Source organism: Tolypothrix bouteillei VB521301 (genome assembly GCF_000760695.4).
GTDB classification, from domain to species: domain Bacteria; phylum Cyanobacteriota; class Cyanobacteriia; order Cyanobacteriales; family Nostocaceae; genus Scytonema; species Scytonema bouteillei_A.
Map to the genome: position 1 here is coordinate 1,382,850 of NZ_JHEG04000001.1, position 21,563 is coordinate 1,404,412.

The following is a 21,563-nucleotide window of genomic DNA, read 5'->3' on the forward strand; positions in this document are numbered from 1 at the left end:
GCGATACGTGAGTGAGATAGGCTGGCAATCCTTGTCCAAAGAGTATAATAATTAATTTAAAGATCTTCTACCTTAAGTTAGGTATTTATGAATTATAACTGCTTCCTAAGAGGTATTTTATGTTCACCAGCTAGTGAAAAGTACAATGATGGCAAGAAAAGCCTGGAAAACAATCACGAATTTACAAGAAACGACTTGATATTTGCTTCTTCCCAAAAGACACCCTGATAAAGTGCGGGCACTGTTCACTTGTTAGGAATGACTCTAATTAAGGTGTGCAAGTAGCAATTCAATAACTTGTCTGTTAAAGCTCAAAATTTTAATTGACTAATATTGGGTTGGTAGAAATACGCAAACCATTAAATAGCCGATCTGTTACCCTTATCCCTCTACTGAAAAGATTTGACCGTTGTTCTATGAACGCAGTCATTATCCCATCATTCAGTAGTCTGTATTTTCCACTATTTTGATAGAAGAAACTTTTTTCTTTAACGCAAGTTAGCTACTATATCACCCCTCGACTGATTTTTTTGAAATCCAGGGGATATATGACCAAAAATTTTTCCTTGCTATTGTATTATCAAGCGCTGCTAAAATTTGAAAACAACAATCCTGCCAGTCAATACGTACAGGCAATGGAACATCTGTTAGAGGTAGTTCAAGAACTTTCACTAGCCCCTAATTTAGACAAAATTATGGAAATTGTGCGGGTAGCTGCACGAGAACTAACAGCATCAGATGGAGCTAGTTTTGTACTTCGGGAAAACGATTGCTGTTACTACGCTGATGAGGATGCTATTGCCCCTCTATGGAAAGGTCAAAAATTTCCTATGAGTATTTGCATTAGTGGCTGGACTATGTTAAACCGTCAACCTGCAATTATTCCCAATGTGGCAATTGACGAGAGAGTGCCTTATGCTGTCTACAAACCTACCTTTGTTAAAAGTATGGTCATGGTACCAATCCGGACTCAAGATCCGATTGGTGCTATCGGAATTTACTGGGCGATGTATCATCAACCGACTTTAGAAGAGGTAAAGGTATTACAAGCACTAGCAGACACGACATCCGTAGCAATGGAGAATGTACGGATTTATTCAGAAGTAGAACAACGCGTACAAGACCGTACTATTGCCTTACAACGAGAAATCAAAGAACGCGAAGCTGCGGAAGCTGAAGTTCGTCGCCTCTCTCTAACTGATGAATTAACTGGATTGTACAATCGACGTGGCTTTTTTGTGGTAGCCGAACAACAATTACAGTTAGCCCAACTGACACAAATTCCTGTAGGGCTGTTGTTCATCGACTTAGATGGACTCAAACACATCAATGACAACTTGGGACATGAGTTAGGAGACGCTGCTCTAGTTACATCTGCGAACTTAATTAAACAAACTTTTCGCAACTCTGATACTTTAGGGAGAATTGGAGGTGATGAATTTGTCGTGCTGATGCAAGGAATTAACCCGACTCCGGAGACATTAGTACAACGGCTGCAAGCTCAAATCGATGACTTTAATCAGCATCAACACCAATCATTTCAAATTTCTATGAGTATTGGAATTCAGTATTACGATCGCACTCAGTCGCTCTCTCTGGGTGAGTTAATTACGCAGGCGGATCGGCAAATGTACCAACAAAAACGTTTAAAGAAAGCAAACCAATCAGCATCCAAAACATAGGGACTTCCAAATAAACTTCTCCCAAAACTTCTGGTGATGCAGATTTTTAAAGCCCGTTCCACAAGATGGAAAATTTATTTCTTGGAAATCCCTCAGAGCATTTACAGTTTAAGCACCTGCAGCTTGGTCGGAGTTAACTGTACTGCGTGCATTCAGTGACATCATGACACGTGAAACACCTGTGGATAGAACGCTAGCTCCAACGAGTGTTCCCAAAACCCAGGGCGCATCAACAGGCCATTGAAACCAAATCATAGCACCAAGTACTAAGGTAACAATAGCGTTACCCAATGCCCAAGTCCAACTTTCTTGGGGACGCAGGCGGAATGCCAAAAGTAACTCAAATACACCTTCTGTTAGTAAAAAGCTACCAAGCAACAAGGTCAGTGTCAGGATTCCCGTGAAGGGGTAAATGAACAGCATAATACCCGTTGCTATGTAAAGACCGCCTAATAGGAGCTTCCAAAGGAAGCCTCCTTGCTCGCGGGTTTGTATTGCGTAGGAAAGTTTTGCTGCTCCTGAAGAGATGAGTATCAAAGCTACCCACGTCTCTGCAAAAATTGTCGAAACAGCTGGCATTGCGATCGCGCTAATGCCCAAAACAATTAACAGAATACCAATCCACAAAGAGCTATTGGGGTTTTTGTTAATCTCAGGAGAAACGTTAGTTGTCATATTCTTTTTTCCCTATCCTTAAATAAAAAGCTTACCTTTAGGCTAGGGAATATTTGGGGAGTAGCGATATACCCTTAGGGTAGAACCTTGTTACAGCCTATTTATAGATTATGACTTGGCATTGTTAAACAGCAAAAGACTAACTACTAGAAGCAACTGGCTGCTGTTTTTCCTACTTTTTGATGTTTCTTCTTCCCCAAAGTTAATTCTTAAGTCTGAAACTGGTCATCAACTGGAATTCTGTAACCATTAGCAAGGCGATTTGTCATATTGGCTGTAGCGACGATCGCCATAAGTTCGCCAAACATCTCATCACTCATACCCTTTGCACGTCCTGCGGCTGTATGTGAGGCAATGCAGTATTCACAACCAGTTGTAACACTCACCGCTATATAAATTAACTCACGCGTTAGTGGATCGAGTTCACCAGGAGCCGTCATCACTTCTTTCACGGCTTGCCAAGTCCGGTGTAAAGTAGGGGGATGGTTGGCTATAGCTTTCCAAAAGTTGTTGATGTAATCGGTCTTGCGGGTAGCACGAATGTCATCGTACACTGAGCGAACTTCATCACTCGCTTGTTCGTATTCAATAAGTTTAGTCATGTGTTCTATCTACTGCTTAGCTTCAGGTACTATCATTCTTTAAGTATCTTTTATGGTGACTCACTTAGAATCTTTAACAGAAGAAAACCTGAGACTGGGTTTGATGGAACTCGCCAGTCGCGATCGCGATTTTGCTAGGATTCTAGACATTTTTGGACATCCACCGCTTTGGAGTAGAGAAGCAGGTTTTCCAACACTGCTCCGTATTATTTTAGAGCAGCAAGTATCCCTAGCGGCTGCAAGGGCTGTGTTCAACCGTTTGTGTGGGATAATTGTGCCCCTGACACCCGACAATTTTCTGACATTTAACGATGTGCAATTGAAAGAAATCGGCTTTAGTCGGCAAAAAATAGTTTACGGTCGTGCGTTAGCAAACGCAATTACCTGCGGTCAGCTTGATTTAGATAGGCTAGAAACGTTAGACGAAACTACTATCAGAACCGAACTCAAGCGCATTAAAGGGATTGGAGACTGGACTGTTGATATTTACTTACTGATGGCGTTACAACGTCCTGATGTCTTTCCCAAAGGAGATTTAGCACTCGCCATAGCCTTACAAAAAATCAAAGGTTGGACGTACCGTCCAACTCCAGAGGAACTCGAAGCGATCGCAGAAACTTGGCGACCGTGGCGTGCTGTCGCCGCAAGGATTCTATGGCACTACTATTTAGAAAGTCCCAAAAAAGCTGCTACTTAGTTTGTACTGTGTGTATTGGGGGACTTATTACACGAGCAACGGACTCTTTGCAGGCTTGAGCGTAGGAGTTGCGATCGTTTGAATTCCTGCGGGTGCTGCTATAGTCAATCCACGGCGCACGGGACGCACGGGACGCTTGTTGACTCGGGAAACTTGAAATTGTGAAAGAATTGTTGCCAATACAATTTTCATTTCATACTGAGCAAATGCCATGCCAATACAACGGCGATTTCCACCACCAAAGGGTAAATATTCGTATGGAGAAAATTGTCTTTCCAAAAAGCGTTCTGGTTTGAACAGCTTTGGTTGTGGGTAAACTTCTTCTCTATGGTGCGCTAAGTATACACTGACAATAACGCTTGTTCCTTTTGGGAGGTTATAGCCCATAACTTCCATTGGCGATCGCACCACACGTGGAAAAGCAACCATTGCTGGAGGATAAATCCGCAAGGTTTCCTGGCAGACTGCTGTTAAATAGGGTAATTTTACAATGGTACTTGGATCTGGGTCATCGCCGAGGAGATTGAGTTCTGCTAGTAAATTCTCACGAACCTCAGGAACAAAGTCAATCCAATAAAACGCCCACGTTAATGCCGTAGCAGTGGTTTCATGTCCTGCTACAAGTAGAGTCATTAATTCATCGTGTAACTCTTCATCTGTCATCGCCTCACCGTTTTCATCACGTGCAGACATCATCAAACTGAGAATATCTTGCCGATTTTGGTTACACTCTGCTCTTCTTTCTTGAATCAAAGCATAAATCATCTCATCAATTTGCTGCTGCAGGCGCAAAAATCGACCCCAGGGACTCCAAGAACCTAAATCTTTTTGTAGGGATGGAAAAAATAAAATTGCCGATACAAAAGGAGAACTAATAGATTCCAGTAATGAACTCAATAGGTAGCGTAATTTATCCAGACGGGGTTCTTCATCCAAACCAAATACCACTCGCAAGATAGCGCTTAAAGTAATTTCTTGCATGGAAGCACGGATGTTAAATGGCTGACCTATCTTCCACGAGTGACTCACTTGGCGAGCAATTTCACGGATAGCTACTGCGTAGGTTTTCATGCGATCGCCATGAAAGGGAGGAGCGAGAAGTTGACGCTGACGTTTGTGTGAATCGCCACCTAGAAGAACAATTGAATTTTCTCCTAACAAAAACTTAAGTATTCCATTGCCCCTACCACCATCCAAGTAACTAGAATCCGCATTAAAAATCTGTTGTACGGCTTGGGGATGGCTAAAGTAGACAATGCGGGAAGTTTTACCACCCCATAGAGTAAAGTTGTCGCCGTAATTTTTAGAAAAATCTTCTACATATTTTATTGGTTGAAAAATCAGCTTCATCAATTGCAGTGGAAGACGCTTTTTCGGACCGTTAGGTAGATTAATTGTACTCATAAAAGTTAACTTTTCAAGCTGTTAGTTGTCTTATAGAGCTAGGTGTTACCACCATTCGCATTCCTGCTGGTGCTGCCATAGTCAGACCACGACGTACAGGACGCAAGGAACGCTTGTTAATTCGAGAAACTTGAAATTGTGAAAGTATTGTTGCCAATACAAGTTTCATTTCATACAAAGCAAATGCCAGACCAATACAGCGACGATTGCCACCCCCAAAAGGCAAATACTCGTATGGAGAAAATTGCTTCTCTAAAAAGCGTTCCGGTCTAAATTGCTTTGGTTGCGGGTAAACTTCTTCCCGATGGTGCGCTAAGTACACACTAGGAACAATGACTGCTCCCTCTGGCAAGTCATAACCCATAATTTTTATTGGGGAGCGCACAATACGAGGAGTAGCACTCATCACAATAGGATGAATGCGGAGAGTTTCTTGGCAAACTGCTGTTAAGTAGGGCAATTTAGTAACAGTCGTTGGATCTGGATTTTCACCCAGAGTTTCGAGTTCTGCCAGTAAATTGTTACGGACTTCTGGTAAGCGATCGACCCAATAAAATGCCCATGTTAAAGCCGAAGCGGTGGTTTCATGTCCGGCGACGAGCAGTGTCATTAACTCATCGCGCAACTCAACATCAGACATGGCTTCACCATTTTCATCACGAGCAGACATCATTAAACTGAGGACATCTTGGCGAGTTTGGTTTGATTCCGTTCTTCGTTCTTGAATGAGAGCATAAATGAGTGTGTCAATTTTTTGTATTTGGCGCAAAACCCGACCCCAGGGACTCCAAGCTCCTAAGTCCTTCATAAAGAAGTCAAAAAAGGTAGCACCAGACATCAAGGGAGAATTGATAAAGTCTAGCAGAGACGTGAGCCTTTGCCTGAGTTCTTCCAAACGCTGTCCTTCATCCAAACCAAACACAACTCGTAAAATGACGCGTAGGGAGATTTCTTGCATCGACTCCCGAATAACCAAAGGCTTGCCAATCTTCCAAGATTCCATGACTTGGTAAGTAATTGTGCGGATAGTCTCTCCGTATGCTCGCATGCGATCGCCATGCAGGGGAGGAGTTAAAAGTTGGCGTTGGCGCTGATGTCGTTCTCCATCAAGTAAGAGCAAGGAGTTGGTTCCAAACAAAAAAGTTAAACTGCTGTTTGTTCTACCCGCATCCAAACAGCTAGCATCTGCTGTAAAAATCTGCTGCAGCGCTTGAGGCTGAGTGAAATATACGATAGGAGTTCCTTTTTCCCCAAAAACTGTGATGCTATCACCATAGTTTTTGGTTAGTCCTTCTACATATTCCAGTGGCTGAAAGATAAATTGCATTAACCTCACAAACAGAGGCGTTTTCGGTCCATCTGGCAAATTGTATATTCCTTGCATAAGTAGATTATGGAATCAAGCGCTTCTCAATTCTACCTTTTGTATGAAAAAAGGGTTATGAGCCGCTGTGCTAAGTAAAAATAATCGCCACTCCAACAATAACAGGTTAGGATTTAGGAATGGTGGATCGGTTTCCCTTGGGGTTAAGATTCTGCCATGTCGCTCAGAATTTAAAGGGTTATAGGGGAAATAATGATGCAGGAAAGCATTTCTGATTTGCAACAAGAAGCGCAAAAATTTTCACCTCTAGGGGCTACACCTACTATTGAAATTACTGCAACTACAGTAAATGACAACTCCGAGCAACCCCTAGTTCCTTTAGAATCTCCTGTAGATAAAAAATATTTGCAGTTAGAAGCGACAGTCAAAGAGTTAAGAGACTCTTTGGATAAAGCCAGACAAAATGAAGTCAGTTTTCAAGAAAAAATTATTGAATTACAATCTGCTTTATTAAAGCAGAAAGAATTATCGGAACGGTTGAAATCGGAAGTAGAAGAAGCTAAAAATGCAGCTATTCATCTAGCGCAAGCCAATTCTAAGTTAACTGAAGAAATAAGTGTTTTAAAGCAAGAAAAAGAAACTGTTCAAGCATCAGCAAAACCTGCAGCTAGAGGATCTATCCAATCATCGGTAACACCTGCAGCCAGAGGATCTATTCAACCATCGATAACACCAGACCGACGACCCGTTCAACCATCAGTAACACCTGCAGCCAGAGGATCTATCCAACCATCGGTAACACCAGACCGACGACCCATTCAACCATCGGTAACACCAGACCGACGACCCGTTCAACCATCACCACAAGCGGATAAAGGAATTATTCAACCATCTAAATATAAAAAATCATATACAATACCAAAACTGCCAGACAAGCCAAAAGATGAGTCTGTTGAAAATACTAATTCTCAAATGTGGTTGCTGGATTAGTACAAGAAAGTAGCCCCATCTGAAAGAGCTAGCGAAATTCTAAAATATTTTGAGCGGTCATGTGCGGTTGTTCTACATGAGGAACATGACCGCAATCTTTAATCCAGATCAGTTTGCTATTGGGAATTGCTAGCTTAAATCTTTTTGCATCTCTAGTACCTACAATTTTGTCGGAATCTCCCCACAAGATGAGCGTTGGTTGAACGATTTGTGATAGAGTTGTAAATCTAAATGCACTATATCCACCACTTTTAGTAAAAGCAATCAAAGCTTTGTTCCAATCAGAGCATTCAAGGTGAAGTGATGCACAGAGTTGGGAATCTAGTGTTGCTAACTGTTTGTTTTTATAAGCAGTGCGCGTTATACTTTGTCTGACTTTTGGATTTCGTAAAAACTCTGTTGCTAAATAATCTAATGGTGGAAACATGAATTTGCTTATCGGCGGACCACCTACCAAACCCGTACTGTCAATTAGCACGAGCTTGTGAACGACTTCTGGGTAGCTGAGGGTAAAATCAATAGCAGCTGCGCCTCCCATGGAAGCACCTACTAAAATGACAGGTTTGTTAATTAGGGTTTTCCAGAAATAATAGAGATGGGTTTTAATGGCACTGGGACTAAACTTTATTCCTGCAGGTCTGTCCGTAAACCCAAATCCTAACAAGTCCACCGCCCATGTCTCATTTTGCCCTGCAAGTGGAGGTATGAGACGGCGAAATTCAAACACGGAACCATCGAAACCGTGAATCAATAGCAAAGGTACACCCCCACTCCCTTGCTGTACGTAGGTAGTGGTTATTGGTTGTGTGGTCAAAGGAGTTGCGATCGCAGTTTGCTGGATGCTTTGAGCGAGAGCAATTGACGCGGGTTCTGTCAGTTGGGTAACGGTTGTAGGTAGAAAATTTGGAAACATAAACTTTATTTTACTATGCCCAATCCCCAAATATCACTGTTTCCTGTTGACCAATGTTACGCTAGCTTGGTCAACTGGCATCAAGATCACTTCATTAATATTGACATGGGCTGGTCGGGTCACGCAGAAAAGTATGACATCTGCGACATCATCCGGAGTCAGGGGAGTCACTCCTTGGTAAACTTTTTTGGCGCGTTCGGCGTCGCCGTGAAATCTGACTTCGCTGAATTCTGTTTCTACCATCCCCGGATCGACGGAGGTGACGCGGATCGATGTCCCCAAGAGATCTTGTTTTAAACCTTCAGTAATTGCTTTGACAGCAGCTTTAGTCCCACAGTAGACATTTCCATTGGGATAGGTTTGATGTCCGGCGATCGAACCAATGTTCACCACGTGACCGCGATCGCGACTTACCATTCCGGGAACAACAAAACGAGTTAAATAGAGCAAACCTTTAATATTAGTATCAATCATTTCCTCCCAATCCTGAATACTGGCTTCATGGAATTTATCCAACCCACGACTCAGACCTGCATTATTTATTAATATATCGATATCAGACCAAGGGGGAGGTAATTGAGAAATAGCAGACTCTACTGCGGCTATCTCTCGTACATCTAATTGTAATGAATAGATTTCAGTAGAAAAGTTTTTGTTGAGTTCTTCTACTAACTGCTGCAAGCGATCGAACCTTCTTGCCGCTAAAATTAGTTTTGCGCCTGCGGCTGCAAATAATTTGGCGCAAGCCGCGCCTATACCACTGCTTGCACCAGTAATTAAAACGATCTGATTTTCCAGAGAAAACATAATGAATTATGAATTATGAATTATGAATTATGAATTAATTATTTCATAATTTATAATTCATAATTCATAATTTATGATTATCTATTTACAACTTGAAGCCGTTGAGTGATCATTGTCGTTCCACCTCCCCGCATAACAACAGCAGAAATCCATTGGCTACCGGGAACCATTGGTGCGCGTCCAATTTTAAAAATTCCCCCAGAGGACAGTAATTCTAAATCCACTTGTGTGGGAGTTAGGTACTTTTCTGGCTTAATTGGTTCTTCTAGTGCTGCGCCTAAAAGATAGTCATCACCAAGGGGTTCTTGAACAATGGCATCTAGGTTATACTGCTGACCAACTTTGACTTGTTGGGGGAGTTTCAACTCAATTTGAGGTGGTTTGGCACCTGAGGTTAGCAAAGTGCGCTCGGATAAGATGTCCTGACGCACAATTTTTCCACCTGCAATGCGCTGGCGCGATCTAATGGTGGCGTTGAGAGCCATGTTGTTACTGGTAGCAGACGGCATTCCAGTAATATTGGTGACTGTTTCAGCGACAATCGCATTACCCTCTGCTTTCCACGATTGCAACTGAGTGGTATATTTCAATTTTGAGTACCGATGCCAAAGGCTCGTGAGAGCTTTTTCCATGCTTGGACGGGTTAAGCCATCACTGTGAGTGAAATTAGGGCTGTAGAACTGAATAACTCCTTTGAGATCGCCCCGGCTAGCTGCAGTATCAACTTGTGTCAGTAAGTTTTGGACTTCGGCTGGTGCATTTGGAACCGTACTGGCTTGAGCGCATTTCAAACTTGTTAGCAAACCAAATGCCAGTAGGGAAATGGCTAGCAAGCGGCTCGGTTTGCGTTGGTGCAGAAAGGGAATTAGGTTATTACGCATTGGTGATAGGTTCGACAATTTATCTACAGTAGGCAAGGAAATTGTTTAATCTTAAGTTAATCTAGGTGCTTTTGGGGTGAAAATGGTGAGATGGCACATACTCCTATACGTTTATTAATAGCTGCTAGTGGCACTGGCGGACACTTGTTTCCCGCAATTGCCCTTGCCGAACACTTGAGCGATTATCAAATAGAATGGCTGGGTGTTCCAAATCGGTTAGAAACACAGCTAGTTCCCAAACAGTATCCCTTGAATACTATTTCAGTAGAAGGATTTCAGCAAGGCTTTGGGCTGGCATCCATTAAAGTATTGGGAAGACTTATCGGTTCGGTTTTGCAAGTTAGGAAAATCTTACAACAGGGAAACTTTCAGGGAGTTTTTACGACGGGCGGTTACATTGCTGGACCTGCTGTCATTGCTGCACGTTCTTTAGGTTTGCCTGTCATTCTTCACGAATCCAACGCCTTACCTGGTAAGGTGACGCGTTTTTTTGGACCTTGGTGTAATGCGGTAGCAGTTGGATTTGAAGTGGCGAGTCAGTACTTGTCTCGCGCCAAAACTGTTTGCACCGGGACTCCCGTGCGATCGCAATTTTTAGACGAAGCCACTGCAGCATCGCTGGATTTATCTATTCCAGAAGGAGCTCCTTTGATCGTTGTTTTTGGTGGAAGTCAGGGTGCTGTTGCTATCAACAAACTAGTACGCCAGTCTGCTAGTGCTTGGTTTGATGCTGGTGCTTGGGTTGTTCACTTAGTCGGTGATAAAGACCCAGATGCAGAAAGCCTGAAGCATCCACAGTATATTTGTTTACCATTTTATAATAATATGGCAGCACTGTTGCAAAGGGCAAGCTTGGCAATCACTCGCTCTGGTGCTGGAAGTTTAACAGAAATGGCAGTTTGCGGTACACCTGCGATTTTGATTCCTTTTCCTTTTGCAGCAGAAGACCATCAAACTTACAATGCAAAGGTTTTTACCTCGGTTGGTGCAGCAATTATGTTTCAACAATCGGATTTAACCGATGAGCGTTTGCGTTCCAAAGTGTTGGAGTTGTTGCAAAATCCAGAAGAGTTGCAAAAGATGAGGAGAGCCGCAAAAGCGATCGCTGTTCCCGACAGTGCGGACAGGTTGGCTCAATTGGTTCGCGATCTTGTGGAAAAGAAGTGAAAACAAGCAACTGGGTGGGGTTTAAATCCCACCTAATTAGCGTTCCCATAATGAGCAAAATAGCTGCTATAGGAATCATAAATAATATGTGAAAAATTTTAAGTACTGTAGGGTGGGCATTCCCACACAAAAGCCTTAGTGGTGAGCTTTAGCTCTACCTACATATAGTTCATCAATAAAATAAAAATCCTACAGCGCTTTGCATCTGAATGAGGTACACCCCCCTTTCATCCACCCTTAGTAAGGGGGGACAGAGGGGGGTAATTTTTGTACCTCACCAAGTTGAAATCTGCTGTATATCTTCAATTTTGTACTACTTATTACAATAAAATAATGAACATACTTTAAGGTCTATTACTTCGGCGAATCTGGATACTTTCAACTGTATAGAAAATGGTAATTCCTACTAACAGAAGTTGACCAAACTGTAGAATTGGATCGAGTCGCCACCCTTGAAATATGAGTATAAAACCAGAAATTACAGCAGCTACAGAAAAAAAAGTGTCATGACTTCTTGCTGGTATTCCGCGAACCAAGGGCATAACTAATGCCAAAATCATAAGAAAAATACCTAACAAAGATGCTGAATTCGATCCGAAGTTGACCTGTGCTAATACACCGCCCAAACTCAATTCCAAGTTTACCATTTCACCCTCCTAGTTACATTTTGGCAATGCTTAATATATCTTTTTACTGATTTATCCGCTCAACGCAGGCGAATACATTCAATCGTAGAGAAAATAGCTGATGCTACTAGCAAAAGTTGACCAAACTGTAGAATCGGATCGAGCCGCCATCCTTGAAACACAAGAATCAAACTACAGATTAAAGCTAATTGAGCAAAGAGGATGTCATAATATCGGGCAAGGTGTGGACGCCATAAGGGAAGGGAACATAAAGCTGTACCTGCAAAATAAACAACAATACCTAACACACTTGCCGAATTTGCCCCAAAGTTCACCTGTGCTAGCACATCTGTTAAATTTAATACTAAGTTAACCATATGACCGTATTAATTAACTTCCATATATCTGGTATCACTATCTTACAAACAGACCCCACAAAAGAAATACAATTGGCAGCACAATGAAAGGAATAAGTCCAATTTTTGCCACCTGTTGCAGTCTCTCAGATGAAACTTGAATCTGTGGCGTGGAAGTAAGTCTTCTCTGAGAAAGATTTCTTGGTGGCGCTGGGGTATAGTTGGGACGGTTTGTCTCCCTCTTTGACTGATATTCGTAGCTAACTACAGGTTGTGTTGGTGGGAAAGGATTTGCTAGATATTGCAGGACTTGTAGAACTTCCGTCGCTGATTGGTAGCGGTCTTTTCTACAGTCGTAGCATACCATTCTACTGAGAACTTCTGTCAATCTTTCGCTAACCTGAGCTTGGTGTTTCCAAACAATTTCTTCTGTGTTGGGATCTACCTGTAGTTGAGTTGGATACAACCCTGTTAGGGCTTGAATGCCAATAATACCTAAAGCATATATGTCACTATTTGGGCGTGGTCTACCTTGTGCTTGCTCAGCTGGCATATAGCCGGGAGTACCAATAGCAACGGTGGGAGGCATTTGAGTTTGACTTGTTGCTAGTTGCGTTTGCACTTGCTTAACAGCACCAAAGTCAATTAATACTAATTTGCCATCTCTATGCCGTCTGATTAAGTTATCAGGTTTAATATCGCGGTGGATAACTCCATAGCTGTGAACGAATTCTAAGATACTCAAAACATCTTTTAAGAATTCGATAACTTGAGATTCGGTCCAACGTTGATTGGTTTGCAATTCGGCGCTCAGTGGTAGCCCGTCAATAAAATCTTGTACCAAGTAGAATTCTTCGTCTTCTTCAAAGTAAGCCAACGATCTGGGAATTTGGTTATGGTCACCTAGCTTTTCCAGGGTTTCCGCTTCACTGTAGAATAACCGTCTGGCAGTTTCCAAGTAGTTGGAATCGTTACTAGCGGGTTTCAGGCGTTTGACAACACACATAGGGTTGCCCACTCTTCTTGTATCTTCAGCAATATAGGTTTCACCAAATCCCCCAGCGCTAAGAACGCGGACAATTCTATAACGCCCATCTAGTAACTTTCCTAACATGGTATGATTGGTCTCTATTGACACTTCATAATTTTGGCACACGATCGCTTTTGGATAGATTGAAGAATGCGATCGTTCTTCTAAATGCAGTACAGTTTGCTATCTAAGGCTGACAAGGGAGTAGTATTGTAAAATTAAAATTCGTGGTCTTAATTAATTTTTTACAATGTCTGAGCAAAACTCTATCAATCCTTGGAAATACAAACCTTGGTGGTGTCAACCATGGTCCATTCTTCTAACAGGTGTGACTTTGATTGGTGGCAGTTGGGTATTATTTAAAACTATTTGGTTTACTATTTTCGTCAGTATACCCATCTTAGTATGGATGGGATTTTTCTTACTGATTTGGCCTCAATTAATAATTCGTAGCGGGATTTTGGAGTCACAGCAGGAATAAAGAGATAAGGCTTGTGAATTGATTGAGTTCAAATAACATAGAAGCAGACAACCACAAAACTACACTATGACTCCACAATTTGAAGCCGTAATTGCTGCCATCCAACTACTCTCATCTACAGAACGCCAACAACTGCTGCAAATCCTTACCCAAAGCAATTCATCCTCAAATTCTCAACCCGATCTTAAAACCCTTAGTACCCAGTTTTTCCAAGGTACAACACTGAAGCAACTACTTGCCAAGCATCCTCCCACAACTGTTGATAACCTCAAAAACCTTGCTGCCGATTTTTGGCCTGAAGAAGACTCTATTGAAGATTTTCTCGCTTTCCTGCGACAACAGCGCCAAGAAGCAATCTAACTAAACTACCATGAGTCTTTTTCTGATTGATACTGACATTGCTTCCTTCATCCTTAAAGGTAGTAATTATGCCGACCCTTACCTACCACTTTTGAGTGGTCAGGAATTGGCATTGTCATTCATGAGCGTCGCTGAACTGTTTCAGTGGGCAATCTTGCGTCAGTGGGGAGAGCGTCGTCTCACCCAGTTAGAACAATACCTATCGAATTACCTTATTATTCCAGTGGATCGACCGCTTTGTCGAGAATGGGCACAGGTTTGTGCCTATCGACAAAACGCGGGAAGACCGATTTCACCCCAAGACGCCTGGATTGCTGCAACGGCTCTACGTTACGACTTACCGCTAGTCACTCACAACATCAAAGACTTCCTAGAAATTCCCAATTTACAAATGATTGCACCTTAATTTAGTTTTTTCCTCGAACAGTAGTTTATTTAACAACTTGACTTCCGTGACTGCGGGGATCGTCTTGAGTGTTTGTTGGTGCGACTGGTGCGGAAAACTGGGAAATTTTGCCACTTGCTTGAGCATATGGCAGAGGAGAATCGGCAACTAAAGCTTCTAAATTGCTTGATAATATTGTACGAGGTTGATCGCCAATCGCCTGTGTAAGAGGTTCGCCATTTTTACTCAGGTAGACGAAGTGAGGGATACCATCCACCCGGTACTTCAACATTTCTGGCAACCACTTGGTATTATCTACGTTCAGCATGACAAAATTAACTTTGCCAGCATACTCTTGTTCTAGCTGTGCAATATCTGGTGCCATTTTTTGACAGACAGTACACCAGTTCGCGTAAAATTCTACAAATGAGGGTTTGTTGTTGGTTAACGCGACTTCCAAAGGTGTGGACTGTTCGTCTAACTGAGTTAAAGAAGCGGAGGTTGTCTCTGTCTTCAGTCCCAACACCAGAGCAACGCTAAGAGCGATCGCGACTATTGCAACTAAGAAGTTACGCAAGCGCTGTCCGAGAGGGAATTCAGATTTTTCTTTTGAGTTAACAGGTGATTCCGTACTCATAATAAAATTATTAAAACTTATTAAGTGCCAGTATCTTCAGTTTAACTTGTTGTTTGGGGCGTTTAGTTAGCAAAACGGTACTTCTAGAATAGAGTCAGTGCTATTTATTTGCAAAAATTACTAGAAAAAAACGTGAAAAAACGAGTTACCCTGTCTTTTCCCAGACGTGTCGTTCAAATGCCAGTTACTTACCGATTGGCGCGAGACTTTAATGTCGCAGCAAATATCATCCGCGCTCAAGTCGCTCCCAACCAAATTGGTAAATTGGTAGTGGAACTGTCTGGCGATATTGATGAATTGGATGCAGCAATAGAGTGGATGCGATCGCAAAATATCAATGTTTCTCAGGCATTAGGAGAAATCATAATTGATGAAGACTTGTGCGTTCATTGCGGTTTGTGTACGGGCGTCTGTCCCACAGAAGCCCTGAACCTAGACACACATAGTTACAAGCTGACATTTACGCGATCGCGCTGTATTGTTTGCGAACAGTGTATTCCCACTTGTCCGGTACAAGCAATATCAACTAACTTGTAGCCTCTAACTTAAATACATCTGCCATCACGCCTGTCTCGCCCACCAGCCGCTTTTTACTGGGAGAGTCATAAACTACCAGTAATGAAGGAACCCCAGTGATATCTTGATATGGAGTTATTCCTTCTGCGTGGTCGTCTCTATTGCCATATGGAATATCAAGTACAAGTTTTGGATAATGCAAGATATTGTCTTGCAAATTTCCATCATTTTTCCAACTATACACTTGTACGGGACCATCTAAATCCATAGTAGGTCCTGCTAAGATAATAAACTCTTGACCGTTAAAAAAGATATCTCTTATTCCCAAACCATTTAAAGAAAGGAAGTACTTTTTATACCTCTGTCCTTCTTCTCCGATTTTTTTTAATTTCATCAGTCCGGGGCTAGAGTCTTCTAATTCTATTTCTAGAACGATCGCCCAGCCCCGCAATACGGGACCGCGCAAACCCAAAAAAATTTTATTTTGATAAACAGTGATTCCCTCAACATCAAAACCATTGTCTTTTCCAGGAATTGCTGCTTGCACAAAAAAGCCTAAATGGGAATCGTTGACTAGTGCTTCCATTAGCAAGTTACCGTTTTTAGTGACTTCCAATTTGGCTGCAGACAATATTTTCTGGGGTTCTGTAGGGTGAGGATGGGATGTAAATAATTCTCCATCTATATAGGGAATACGTCCTATGAAATATCTATTAGGTTCTGATTCAACTTTGGCCAGTCTTTTAATATTTTTTTCCTCTGATTTATCAAGCTTGGGTTTTTTGCGTTTATAGCTATGAGAACCAACAAGCCATAAATAATGTTCGTTAAGAGCAAGCCCTTCTATATCGATCTCTTCTTCTTCTGGCGCTGGTAAATTTATAAAATTTGCCACCCGAAATTGTTTGTGTTCTCCAAATTGATTATTTTCTTTTAAAGAGAGACGCTCAAGAGTTGAGGTTTCATCTGAACCCAGCCATAGATATTTTTCTTTCGTAAATAGAACCGCAGAAAGATCGTCTCTATGTTTTGTAAAGTTATTGTTACTGAATGCGAGCAGGACCTGATGTATCAAAGAAGGTGTATTTTGCATTTTACATGAATCGAGCGGTCTTCAAAGGTTTTGTTGTTGCCTGTACAACTATAGCATCAGTATTTACCGTAAGCTTTTTATAAGAATGGGTCTTACCCAATATCAACGGTATTGTGGAGCTTCTACGCGTTGTAGATTCCCAAACCACCTTAAAAAGGTGAGCTATATGTAATACCATTTCACCAAACGATCGCTACACAACGAGCCCCCTAGTACCTATAAATAAAAGGAGGTTGGGAGAATCGCATTTGTCTCAAAGATACGCGGGAATTGGTAGAAGTCCTAATTAAGCCACAAATCAATAAAGTAGTTGAATAAACTTAAGAATCTTTCATATGGATGAGTACAACTGATAGAAAAAGACACTAAAGTAATAGAAAAAGCTAAAATATACGTTAAAAAAATCTAAAGAAATAATAGGCTCGGCTATCAAAGCACTATGTACATTTTTAACTAAATGATACTATTCAATAATTTCGTGCAATCAAATATTGGTATTGTAGGTGTATCAACTACTATGACATTAGCTTCAAAACCGAAACTAAAAAAAACTCTAGGAAATTGTGCTCATTCAGCCCTTCAAAAACATTTGAAGAAAACCGTAAAGTGGGAATCAGCAGTTAAAAAAGATAAAGATCCCGAAGCATTGCATCAAATGAGAGTAGGAATGCGGCGCTTGCGTACTAGTGTAACTAGCTTTGCTCCGGCTTTAGATTTGCCAAAAGCAGCTAGCAATAAAAATATTGGGAAAATAGCACGTTGCTTGGGCAATCTTAGAGATTTGGATGTGCTTAAAGAAACTTTGGAAAATCTGTATCAACCGCGTTTACCTCGGAAAGAACAGGAACAATTGCAAACTGCTTTGGATGTGTTGGGCAAACAACGTGAGAATGCTGTCTCTGACGTAAAAGCAACTTTAAAAGATGAACGTTACAAGTCTCTCAAAGAGAAATTGCAAGAGTGGTTAGAAGAACCAATATATCAACCACTTGGATGTATGGCAATTGAGCAAGTGTTACCAGATTTACTTTTGCCCGAAATTAGTGAATTTTTGTTGCATCCGGGATGGCTGATTGGAACACAGTTAGAGGAAACAGAAATTGTTATTTCCAAAAATTTGAAAGCAGCAAAAGTAGAGCAACAATTGGCAGACAATGGGGAAACTCTTCACAGTTTGCGGAAACAAGCCAAACGCCTGCGCTACCAGATGGAACTATTTACTGACATATATGATGAGCCTTACACGGCGTATATGCAAGACATCAAAAGCATTCAAGAAATTTTGGGGGGAATGCAAGATAGCGTTGTTTTGGCAGGATGGCTCGGTCATGCTTTGAAATCTGATGTTCAAACTCAGTTACCCGCACTTGCAGGTTTGCTAGCAGAGAATCGCTATCAGTTATGGCAGCAATGGCAACCTTTACAAGAGCGATATCTAAAAGCTGAGACAAGGCAAAGATTTCATTCCATGATTTTACAAGTCGTTTGATGCAGTGGCGGGAACGCTCCCCCTCACCTTCAGCCCAACTCCCTCAACGGAGTTAAGGGCTCACTTTATATATGGCGAGGAGCTTAGCACGCGTGTATTTTTTTATATATTTCTATGCTGCTTTTATTCAGTTCTTGAGGAAAGTGCTTCTCAAAACAGAATTTAAGCAATCTTTTACGGTGCATTCAAAATTACACCATCTCGAATTCCACATTATGACTCTTGAGAAAATCGTGAGTGAAATGGTCTACAACATTGGTATCGCTCAATTCTAAATTATAAAAATTTACAACTTCATGTTCAAAGTAAGGTCCGGCATGCCAAGTTCCTACTTCTAACTTTATAAAGCAATTTCCTGGGATACGAAAAGCTGCAATATCCTCTAAGACTGGTTCGTTCGCACTATTCTTAGGAGGACAAACTCCCATCAACCAATCTTTTCCTTCCAATGAACCCAAGCATTGAGTGCATTGAACGTGGCGGGTGATTTTATGAAATTTCCGCCCTCTACTTTGCAATTGCATGATATAAAAGCGTGGGATGCCTTTATCTAATAGCAATTGAGCATCTTCTCCATCAAAGTGTTTCCCGTCTTGGCTGGGAAAAATCACTTGTCCGTAGCGGCGAAAGTTCTCAGGGGTTATCCATTGAGCCTGTAACTGCTGAACTGTCTTTGATGTTGTCATGGATCGTTACGTTAGATGGAAAATTGTGGCTTTCTCCTTTATTCTTTATACTTTATACCTCGTGAGAGTATATCTATGACGGCAAACTTTAGCAGGCGTCAGTTTTTTTTATACAGTTCAGCTACCTTAAGCACTAGTTTATTATTGAAAGCTTGCAGTAATAATACAGCAAACACAGGAGATAGTGGAGGATTTAAGATGGCGATCGCACTTCCTGGAGCGATCGCAGATAAAGCCTGGAACCAATCTGGTTATGAGGGCTTACAGCTAGCCAAACAAAAACTGGGTGCGGAAACGGCTTATGTTGAACAAGTTCCACAAGCAGACCAAACAGAAGCACTTTCAGATTTTGCACGTCGGGGGTATAACCTGATTGTTGCTCATGGAGGTCAATTTGATGCGGCAATTAAACAGGTTGCACCCAAGTTTCCCAAAACCTTTTTTCTTGGTGTCAATGGAGCTGTTAGCGGTACCAACATAGCTTCTTTGAGAATAGATCACCTCCAAGCAAGCTACGTCTGTGGAATTATCGGTGCATTAATGACGAAATCTAATAAGTTAGCATATATTGCAGGACAAGAATTTGAAGCAACTCAACAAGAATTTCGTGGTTTTGAATTGGGGGCAAAATCCGTCAAACCCAATATTAAAATTAGCTCTACATTTACAGGCGATTGGAATGATGTTGCTAAAGCAAAAGAAGCAACTGTTGCAATTATTTCTTCCGGTGCTGATGTTATCTATCAGTGGTTGGACAATGCCTCACCTGCTGTCCTGCAAACAGCTAGTGAAAAAGGAGTTTATGCTTTTGGTAACACTCTAGATCAGTTAGAAGTTGCACCAAAAGCTGTTTTGACAAGTGCTGTTAAACGGTTGGATTTAGCAATAGCTTTTTTAGCAGAACTAGCAAAACAAAATCAACTTAAAGGTCAAATTTACACGATAGGTTTAGAAAAATCAGATATACTAAAGTTAGGGAATTTTGGCACGATGGTTCCAAAACCAGTTCAAGAGAAGGCGTTAACCACAATTCAAGAAATTGTTAATAAGAAAATTACTTTTGAAAAATGTCAAGAAGGTGGCAAAAATACCCGTTGTGTGAAAAAAGTAGGAGTATAACACGCAGGCTAGACCATGCCTGAGGAGGGCTAATGAGCAGTAAGAAGCAGTTGAAACTGGGCGCTTTCATGCGTCCCGTTAGCATACATACAGGCGCTTGGCGCTATCCTGGAGCTTTGCCTGATGCCAATTTCAACTTCCCAGCGCTGAAACGTTTTATCCAGAAACTAGAGCAGGGCAAATTTGATGCATTCTTCATGGCCGATCACTTGGCGGTTCTCAATATGCCGATCGACGCGCTCAAGCGCAGCCACACCGTCACTTCGTTCGAGCCTTTTACCCTGCTTTCTGCTCTCGCAAGCGTCACCGAACATATCGGGTTGATAGCCAGCGCTTCCACAACCTATGACCAGCCTTTCCACGTTGCTCGCCGCTTCGCGTCTGTTGACCATATTAGTGGCGGTCGCGCCGGATGGAACATCGTTACCACATACAATCCAGATGCAGCCCTCAACTTCGGCTTGGAAGAAGAGTTAGAGCATGACGAACGCTACGTCAGAGCTAGGGAATTTTATGATGTCGTAACAGGTCTTTGGGATTCCTTCGCTGACGATGCGTTCATCCAGGACGTGGGATCGGGGATTTATTTCGATCCCGCAAAACTTCACATTCTGGGTCATAAGGGAAAATATTTTTCGGTGCGGGGACCATTGAATATTGCTAGACCTGTTCAGGGGTGGCCAGTCATAGTTCAGGCGGGAGCCTCTGAAGCAGGACGGCAGTTAGCTGCCGAAACTGCTGAGGTTGTGTTTGCACCAGCTGGGAATCTGGAGGCAGGCAAGGCGTTATTTGCAGATATTAAGGGGCGAGGGCGGGCGATCGGACGCGATCCAGAAAGCATTAAAATTCTTCCAGGTGCTTTGGTTATCGTAGGTGAAACCGTTGCAGAGGCGCATGCCAAGCGTACACATTTGGATAGCTTAGTACACTATGACAGTAGAATAGCCAGCCTGAATATCGCACTTGGCTACGACGTTTCGGGCTTCGACCCGGACGGTCCCTTGCCTGAAATCCCGCACACCAACGGCAGCCAGAGCGGGCGAGAACGAGCGATCGCACTGGCGCAACGCGAGAACCTGACCATTCGACAGCTAGCTCAACGCATCAGTGGTTACGGCGGGCTGGCGTTTGTTGGTACCCCCCAAACTATCGCCGATGAAATGGAGCAATGGCTCATTGAGGAAGGATCTGACGGCTTCAACGTCATGTTTCCTTTTGTTCCTGAAGGACTGAATGATTTCGTTGACAGGGTTGTGCCAGAACTCCAACGACGTGGGATCTTCCGTCAGGATTATGAGGGCAAAACGCTGCGCGAAAATCTGGGACTTGCCCGCCCTGCCAACCGCTTCTTCGAGACCGCTCATTAAATTGATTGGAGAAAACGAATTGTTTATTATACGGAATAGAAAGAATCATGCTACAAATAGATGATTTTAGAGGATAGTTAGGGATGTCAGGAGTGTTAAAGATAGAGATTAAAGCATCTTTAGAAGAACTCAAAGAATTAATATCCTCAAAAAAAACAGGACAGAGCAAAGAAAGATTACAAGTGTTATATTGACTCAAAAGTACACAAAGTCAAACTGTAGATGAATTAGCAGCCTTGACTCAAATCTAGAATTTATCTAGTGCTTCATTATCAA

22 protein-coding genes and 2 pseudogenes are annotated in these 21,563 nt (G+C 42.1%); 11 read left to right on the forward strand and 13 right to left on the reverse strand.

Translation table 11 applies throughout. From position 1 onward, the window contains the following. Positions 1 to 548: 548 nt before the first annotated feature. Positions 549 to 1,682: a GGDEF domain-containing protein gene (locus HC643_RS05410; protein WP_050046398.1), complete on the forward strand. Its 1,134-nt coding sequence runs from the start codon at positions 549 to 551 to the stop codon at positions 1,680 to 1,682. A gap of 108 nt (positions 1,683 to 1,790) precedes the next feature. Here the strand turns inward: HC643_RS05410 and HC643_RS05415 are convergent, their stop codons facing one another. Further along, positions 1,791 to 2,357, reverse strand: a complete 567-nt coding sequence (locus HC643_RS05415; protein ID WP_038088980.1) for an HdeD family acid-resistance protein — start codon at positions 2,355 to 2,357, stop codon at positions 1,791 to 1,793. Positions 2,358 to 2,566: 209 nt separating this feature from the next. Then, positions 2,567 to 2,959: a carboxymuconolactone decarboxylase family protein gene (locus HC643_RS05420; protein WP_038088976.1), complete on the reverse strand. Its 393-nt coding sequence runs from the start codon at positions 2,957 to 2,959 to the stop codon at positions 2,567 to 2,569. 52 nt (positions 2,960 to 3,011) lie between these two features. Between HC643_RS05420 and HC643_RS05425 the strand changes: the two genes are divergently transcribed. Beyond that, positions 3,012 to 3,656 (forward strand): DNA-3-methyladenine glycosylase family protein, encoded by a 645-nt coding sequence (locus HC643_RS05425; RefSeq protein ID WP_038088974.1) that lies wholly within the window; start codon positions 3,012 to 3,014, stop codon positions 3,654 to 3,656. A 27-nt stretch (positions 3,657 to 3,683) separates the two neighbouring features. Here the strand turns inward: HC643_RS05425 and HC643_RS05430 are convergent, their stop codons facing one another. Next, entirely contained in the window at positions 3,684 to 5,060 is a 1,377-nt protein-coding gene (locus HC643_RS05430; protein ID WP_038088971.1) for a cytochrome P450, read from the reverse strand. Positions 5,061 to 5,073: 13 nt separating this feature from the next. After that, the gene (locus HC643_RS05435) at positions 5,074 to 6,444 is read right to left on the reverse strand and encodes a cytochrome P450 (protein WP_038088968.1); all 1,371 of its coding nucleotides are present in this window, start codon (positions 6,442 to 6,444) and stop codon (positions 5,074 to 5,076) included. Positions 6,445 to 6,636: 192 nt separating this feature from the next. On the opposite strand from HC643_RS05435, the gene HC643_RS05440 reads away from it, so the two are divergent. Next, positions 6,637 to 7,374 (forward strand): hypothetical protein, encoded by a 738-nt coding sequence (locus tag HC643_RS05440; protein ID WP_137986473.1) that lies wholly within the window; start codon positions 6,637 to 6,639, stop codon positions 7,372 to 7,374. Between the two features lie 28 nt (positions 7,375 to 7,402). On the opposite strand, the gene HC643_RS05445 is transcribed toward HC643_RS05440, so the two are convergent. The 3 genes from HC643_RS05445 to HC643_RS05455 form a co-directional block, all read right to left on the reverse strand. Further along, positions 7,403 to 8,287: an alpha/beta fold hydrolase gene (locus HC643_RS05445; protein WP_038088965.1), complete on the reverse strand. Its 885-nt coding sequence runs from the start codon at positions 8,285 to 8,287 to the stop codon at positions 7,403 to 7,405. A gap of 33 nt (positions 8,288 to 8,320) precedes the next feature. Further along, complete coding sequence (locus HC643_RS05450; RefSeq protein ID WP_038088963.1) at positions 8,321 to 9,094, reverse strand: SDR family oxidoreductase; 774 nt, start codon at positions 9,092 to 9,094, stop codon at positions 8,321 to 8,323. Between the two features lie 77 nt (positions 9,095 to 9,171). Further along, positions 9,172 to 9,975, reverse strand: coding sequence for a Cif family virulence factor (locus HC643_RS05455; RefSeq protein WP_038088960.1), 804 nt, complete (start codon positions 9,973 to 9,975; stop codon positions 9,172 to 9,174). Positions 9,976 to 10,065: 90 nt separating this feature from the next. Here HC643_RS05455 and murG point away from each other — a divergent pair, with 90 nt between their 5' ends. Then, positions 10,066 to 11,142: an undecaprenyldiphospho-muramoylpentapeptide beta-N-acetylglucosaminyltransferase gene (gene murG / locus HC643_RS05460; protein ID WP_038088957.1), complete on the forward strand. Its 1,077-nt coding sequence runs from the start codon at positions 10,066 to 10,068 to the stop codon at positions 11,140 to 11,142. 362 nt (positions 11,143 to 11,504) lie between these two features. On the opposite strand, the pseudogene HC643_RS05465 reads toward murG, so the two are convergent. The 3 genes and pseudogenes from HC643_RS05465 to HC643_RS05475 form a co-directional block, all read right to left on the reverse strand. Further along, positions 11,505 to 11,789: pseudogene (locus HC643_RS05465) on the reverse strand (Ycf66 family protein); the annotation flags it as partial. A 62-nt stretch (positions 11,790 to 11,851) separates the two neighbouring features. Then, positions 11,852 to 12,145, reverse strand: a pseudogene (locus tag HC643_RS05470) (Ycf66 family protein); the annotation flags it as partial. Between the two features lie 37 nt (positions 12,146 to 12,182). Further along, entirely contained in the window at positions 12,183 to 13,238 is a 1,056-nt protein-coding gene (locus HC643_RS05475; protein WP_082051817.1) for a serine/threonine-protein kinase, read from the reverse strand. A gap of 166 nt (positions 13,239 to 13,404) precedes the next feature. On the opposite strand from HC643_RS05475, the gene HC643_RS05480 reads away from it, so the two are divergent. From HC643_RS05480 to HC643_RS05490, 3 genes are all read left to right on the forward strand, one after another. Continuing rightward, the gene (locus HC643_RS05480; RefSeq protein WP_050046395.1) at positions 13,405 to 13,635 is read left to right on the forward strand and encodes a DUF6737 family protein; all 231 of its coding nucleotides are present in this window, start codon (positions 13,405 to 13,407) and stop codon (positions 13,633 to 13,635) included. Between the two features lie 66 nt (positions 13,636 to 13,701). Then, positions 13,702 to 13,995: a hypothetical protein gene (locus tag HC643_RS05485; RefSeq protein WP_038088950.1), complete on the forward strand. Its 294-nt coding sequence runs from the start codon at positions 13,702 to 13,704 to the stop codon at positions 13,993 to 13,995. Positions 13,996 to 14,005: 10 nt separating this feature from the next. Then, positions 14,006 to 14,401, forward strand: a complete 396-nt coding sequence (locus HC643_RS05490; protein ID WP_038088947.1) for a type II toxin-antitoxin system VapC family toxin — start codon at positions 14,006 to 14,008, stop codon at positions 14,399 to 14,401. A 25-nt stretch (positions 14,402 to 14,426) separates the two neighbouring features. Here HC643_RS05490 and HC643_RS05495 read toward each other — a convergent pair whose 3' ends face one another. Further along, a complete protein-coding gene (locus HC643_RS05495) occupies positions 14,427 to 15,017 on the reverse strand; it encodes a thioredoxin family protein (RefSeq protein ID WP_038088944.1) in 591 nt (196 codons plus the stop codon). A 132-nt stretch (positions 15,018 to 15,149) separates the two neighbouring features. Here HC643_RS05495 and HC643_RS05500 point away from each other — a divergent pair, with 132 nt between their 5' ends. After that, complete coding sequence (locus HC643_RS05500; protein ID WP_038089079.1) at positions 15,150 to 15,554, forward strand: NIL domain-containing protein; 405 nt, start codon at positions 15,150 to 15,152, stop codon at positions 15,552 to 15,554. Here the strand turns inward: HC643_RS05500 and HC643_RS05505 are convergent. After that, a complete protein-coding gene (locus HC643_RS05505; protein ID WP_038088941.1) occupies positions 15,544 to 16,626 on the reverse strand; it encodes a DUF3616 domain-containing protein in 1,083 nt (360 codons plus the stop codon). The genes HC643_RS05500 and HC643_RS05505 overlap by 11 nt on opposite strands. A gap of 517 nt (positions 16,627 to 17,143) precedes the next feature. On the opposite strand from HC643_RS05505, the gene HC643_RS05510 reads away from it, so the two are divergent. After that, on the forward strand, positions 17,144 to 18,115 hold the full coding sequence (locus HC643_RS05510; RefSeq protein WP_038088938.1) for a CHAD domain-containing protein: 972 nt from the start codon (positions 17,144 to 17,146) through the stop codon (positions 18,113 to 18,115). Positions 18,116 to 18,306: 191 nt separating this feature from the next. On the opposite strand, the gene HC643_RS05515 is transcribed toward HC643_RS05510, so the two are convergent. Beyond that, positions 18,307 to 18,801, reverse strand: coding sequence for an ureidoglycolate lyase (locus tag HC643_RS05515; RefSeq protein ID WP_038088935.1), 495 nt, complete (start codon positions 18,799 to 18,801; stop codon positions 18,307 to 18,309). 75 nt (positions 18,802 to 18,876) lie between these two features. On the opposite strand from HC643_RS05515, the gene HC643_RS05520 reads away from it, so the two are divergent. After that, positions 18,877 to 19,920: a BMP family protein gene (locus HC643_RS05520; protein ID WP_038088932.1), complete on the forward strand. Its 1,044-nt coding sequence runs from the start codon at positions 18,877 to 18,879 to the stop codon at positions 19,918 to 19,920. 32 nt (positions 19,921 to 19,952) lie between these two features. Continuing rightward, positions 19,953 to 21,287 carry an LLM class flavin-dependent oxidoreductase gene (locus HC643_RS05525; protein WP_038088930.1) on the forward strand — a complete coding sequence of 445 codons (1,335 nt, stop codon included), beginning with the start codon at positions 19,953 to 19,955 and terminating at the stop codon, positions 21,285 to 21,287. Positions 21,288 to 21,563 lie beyond the last annotated feature (276 nt).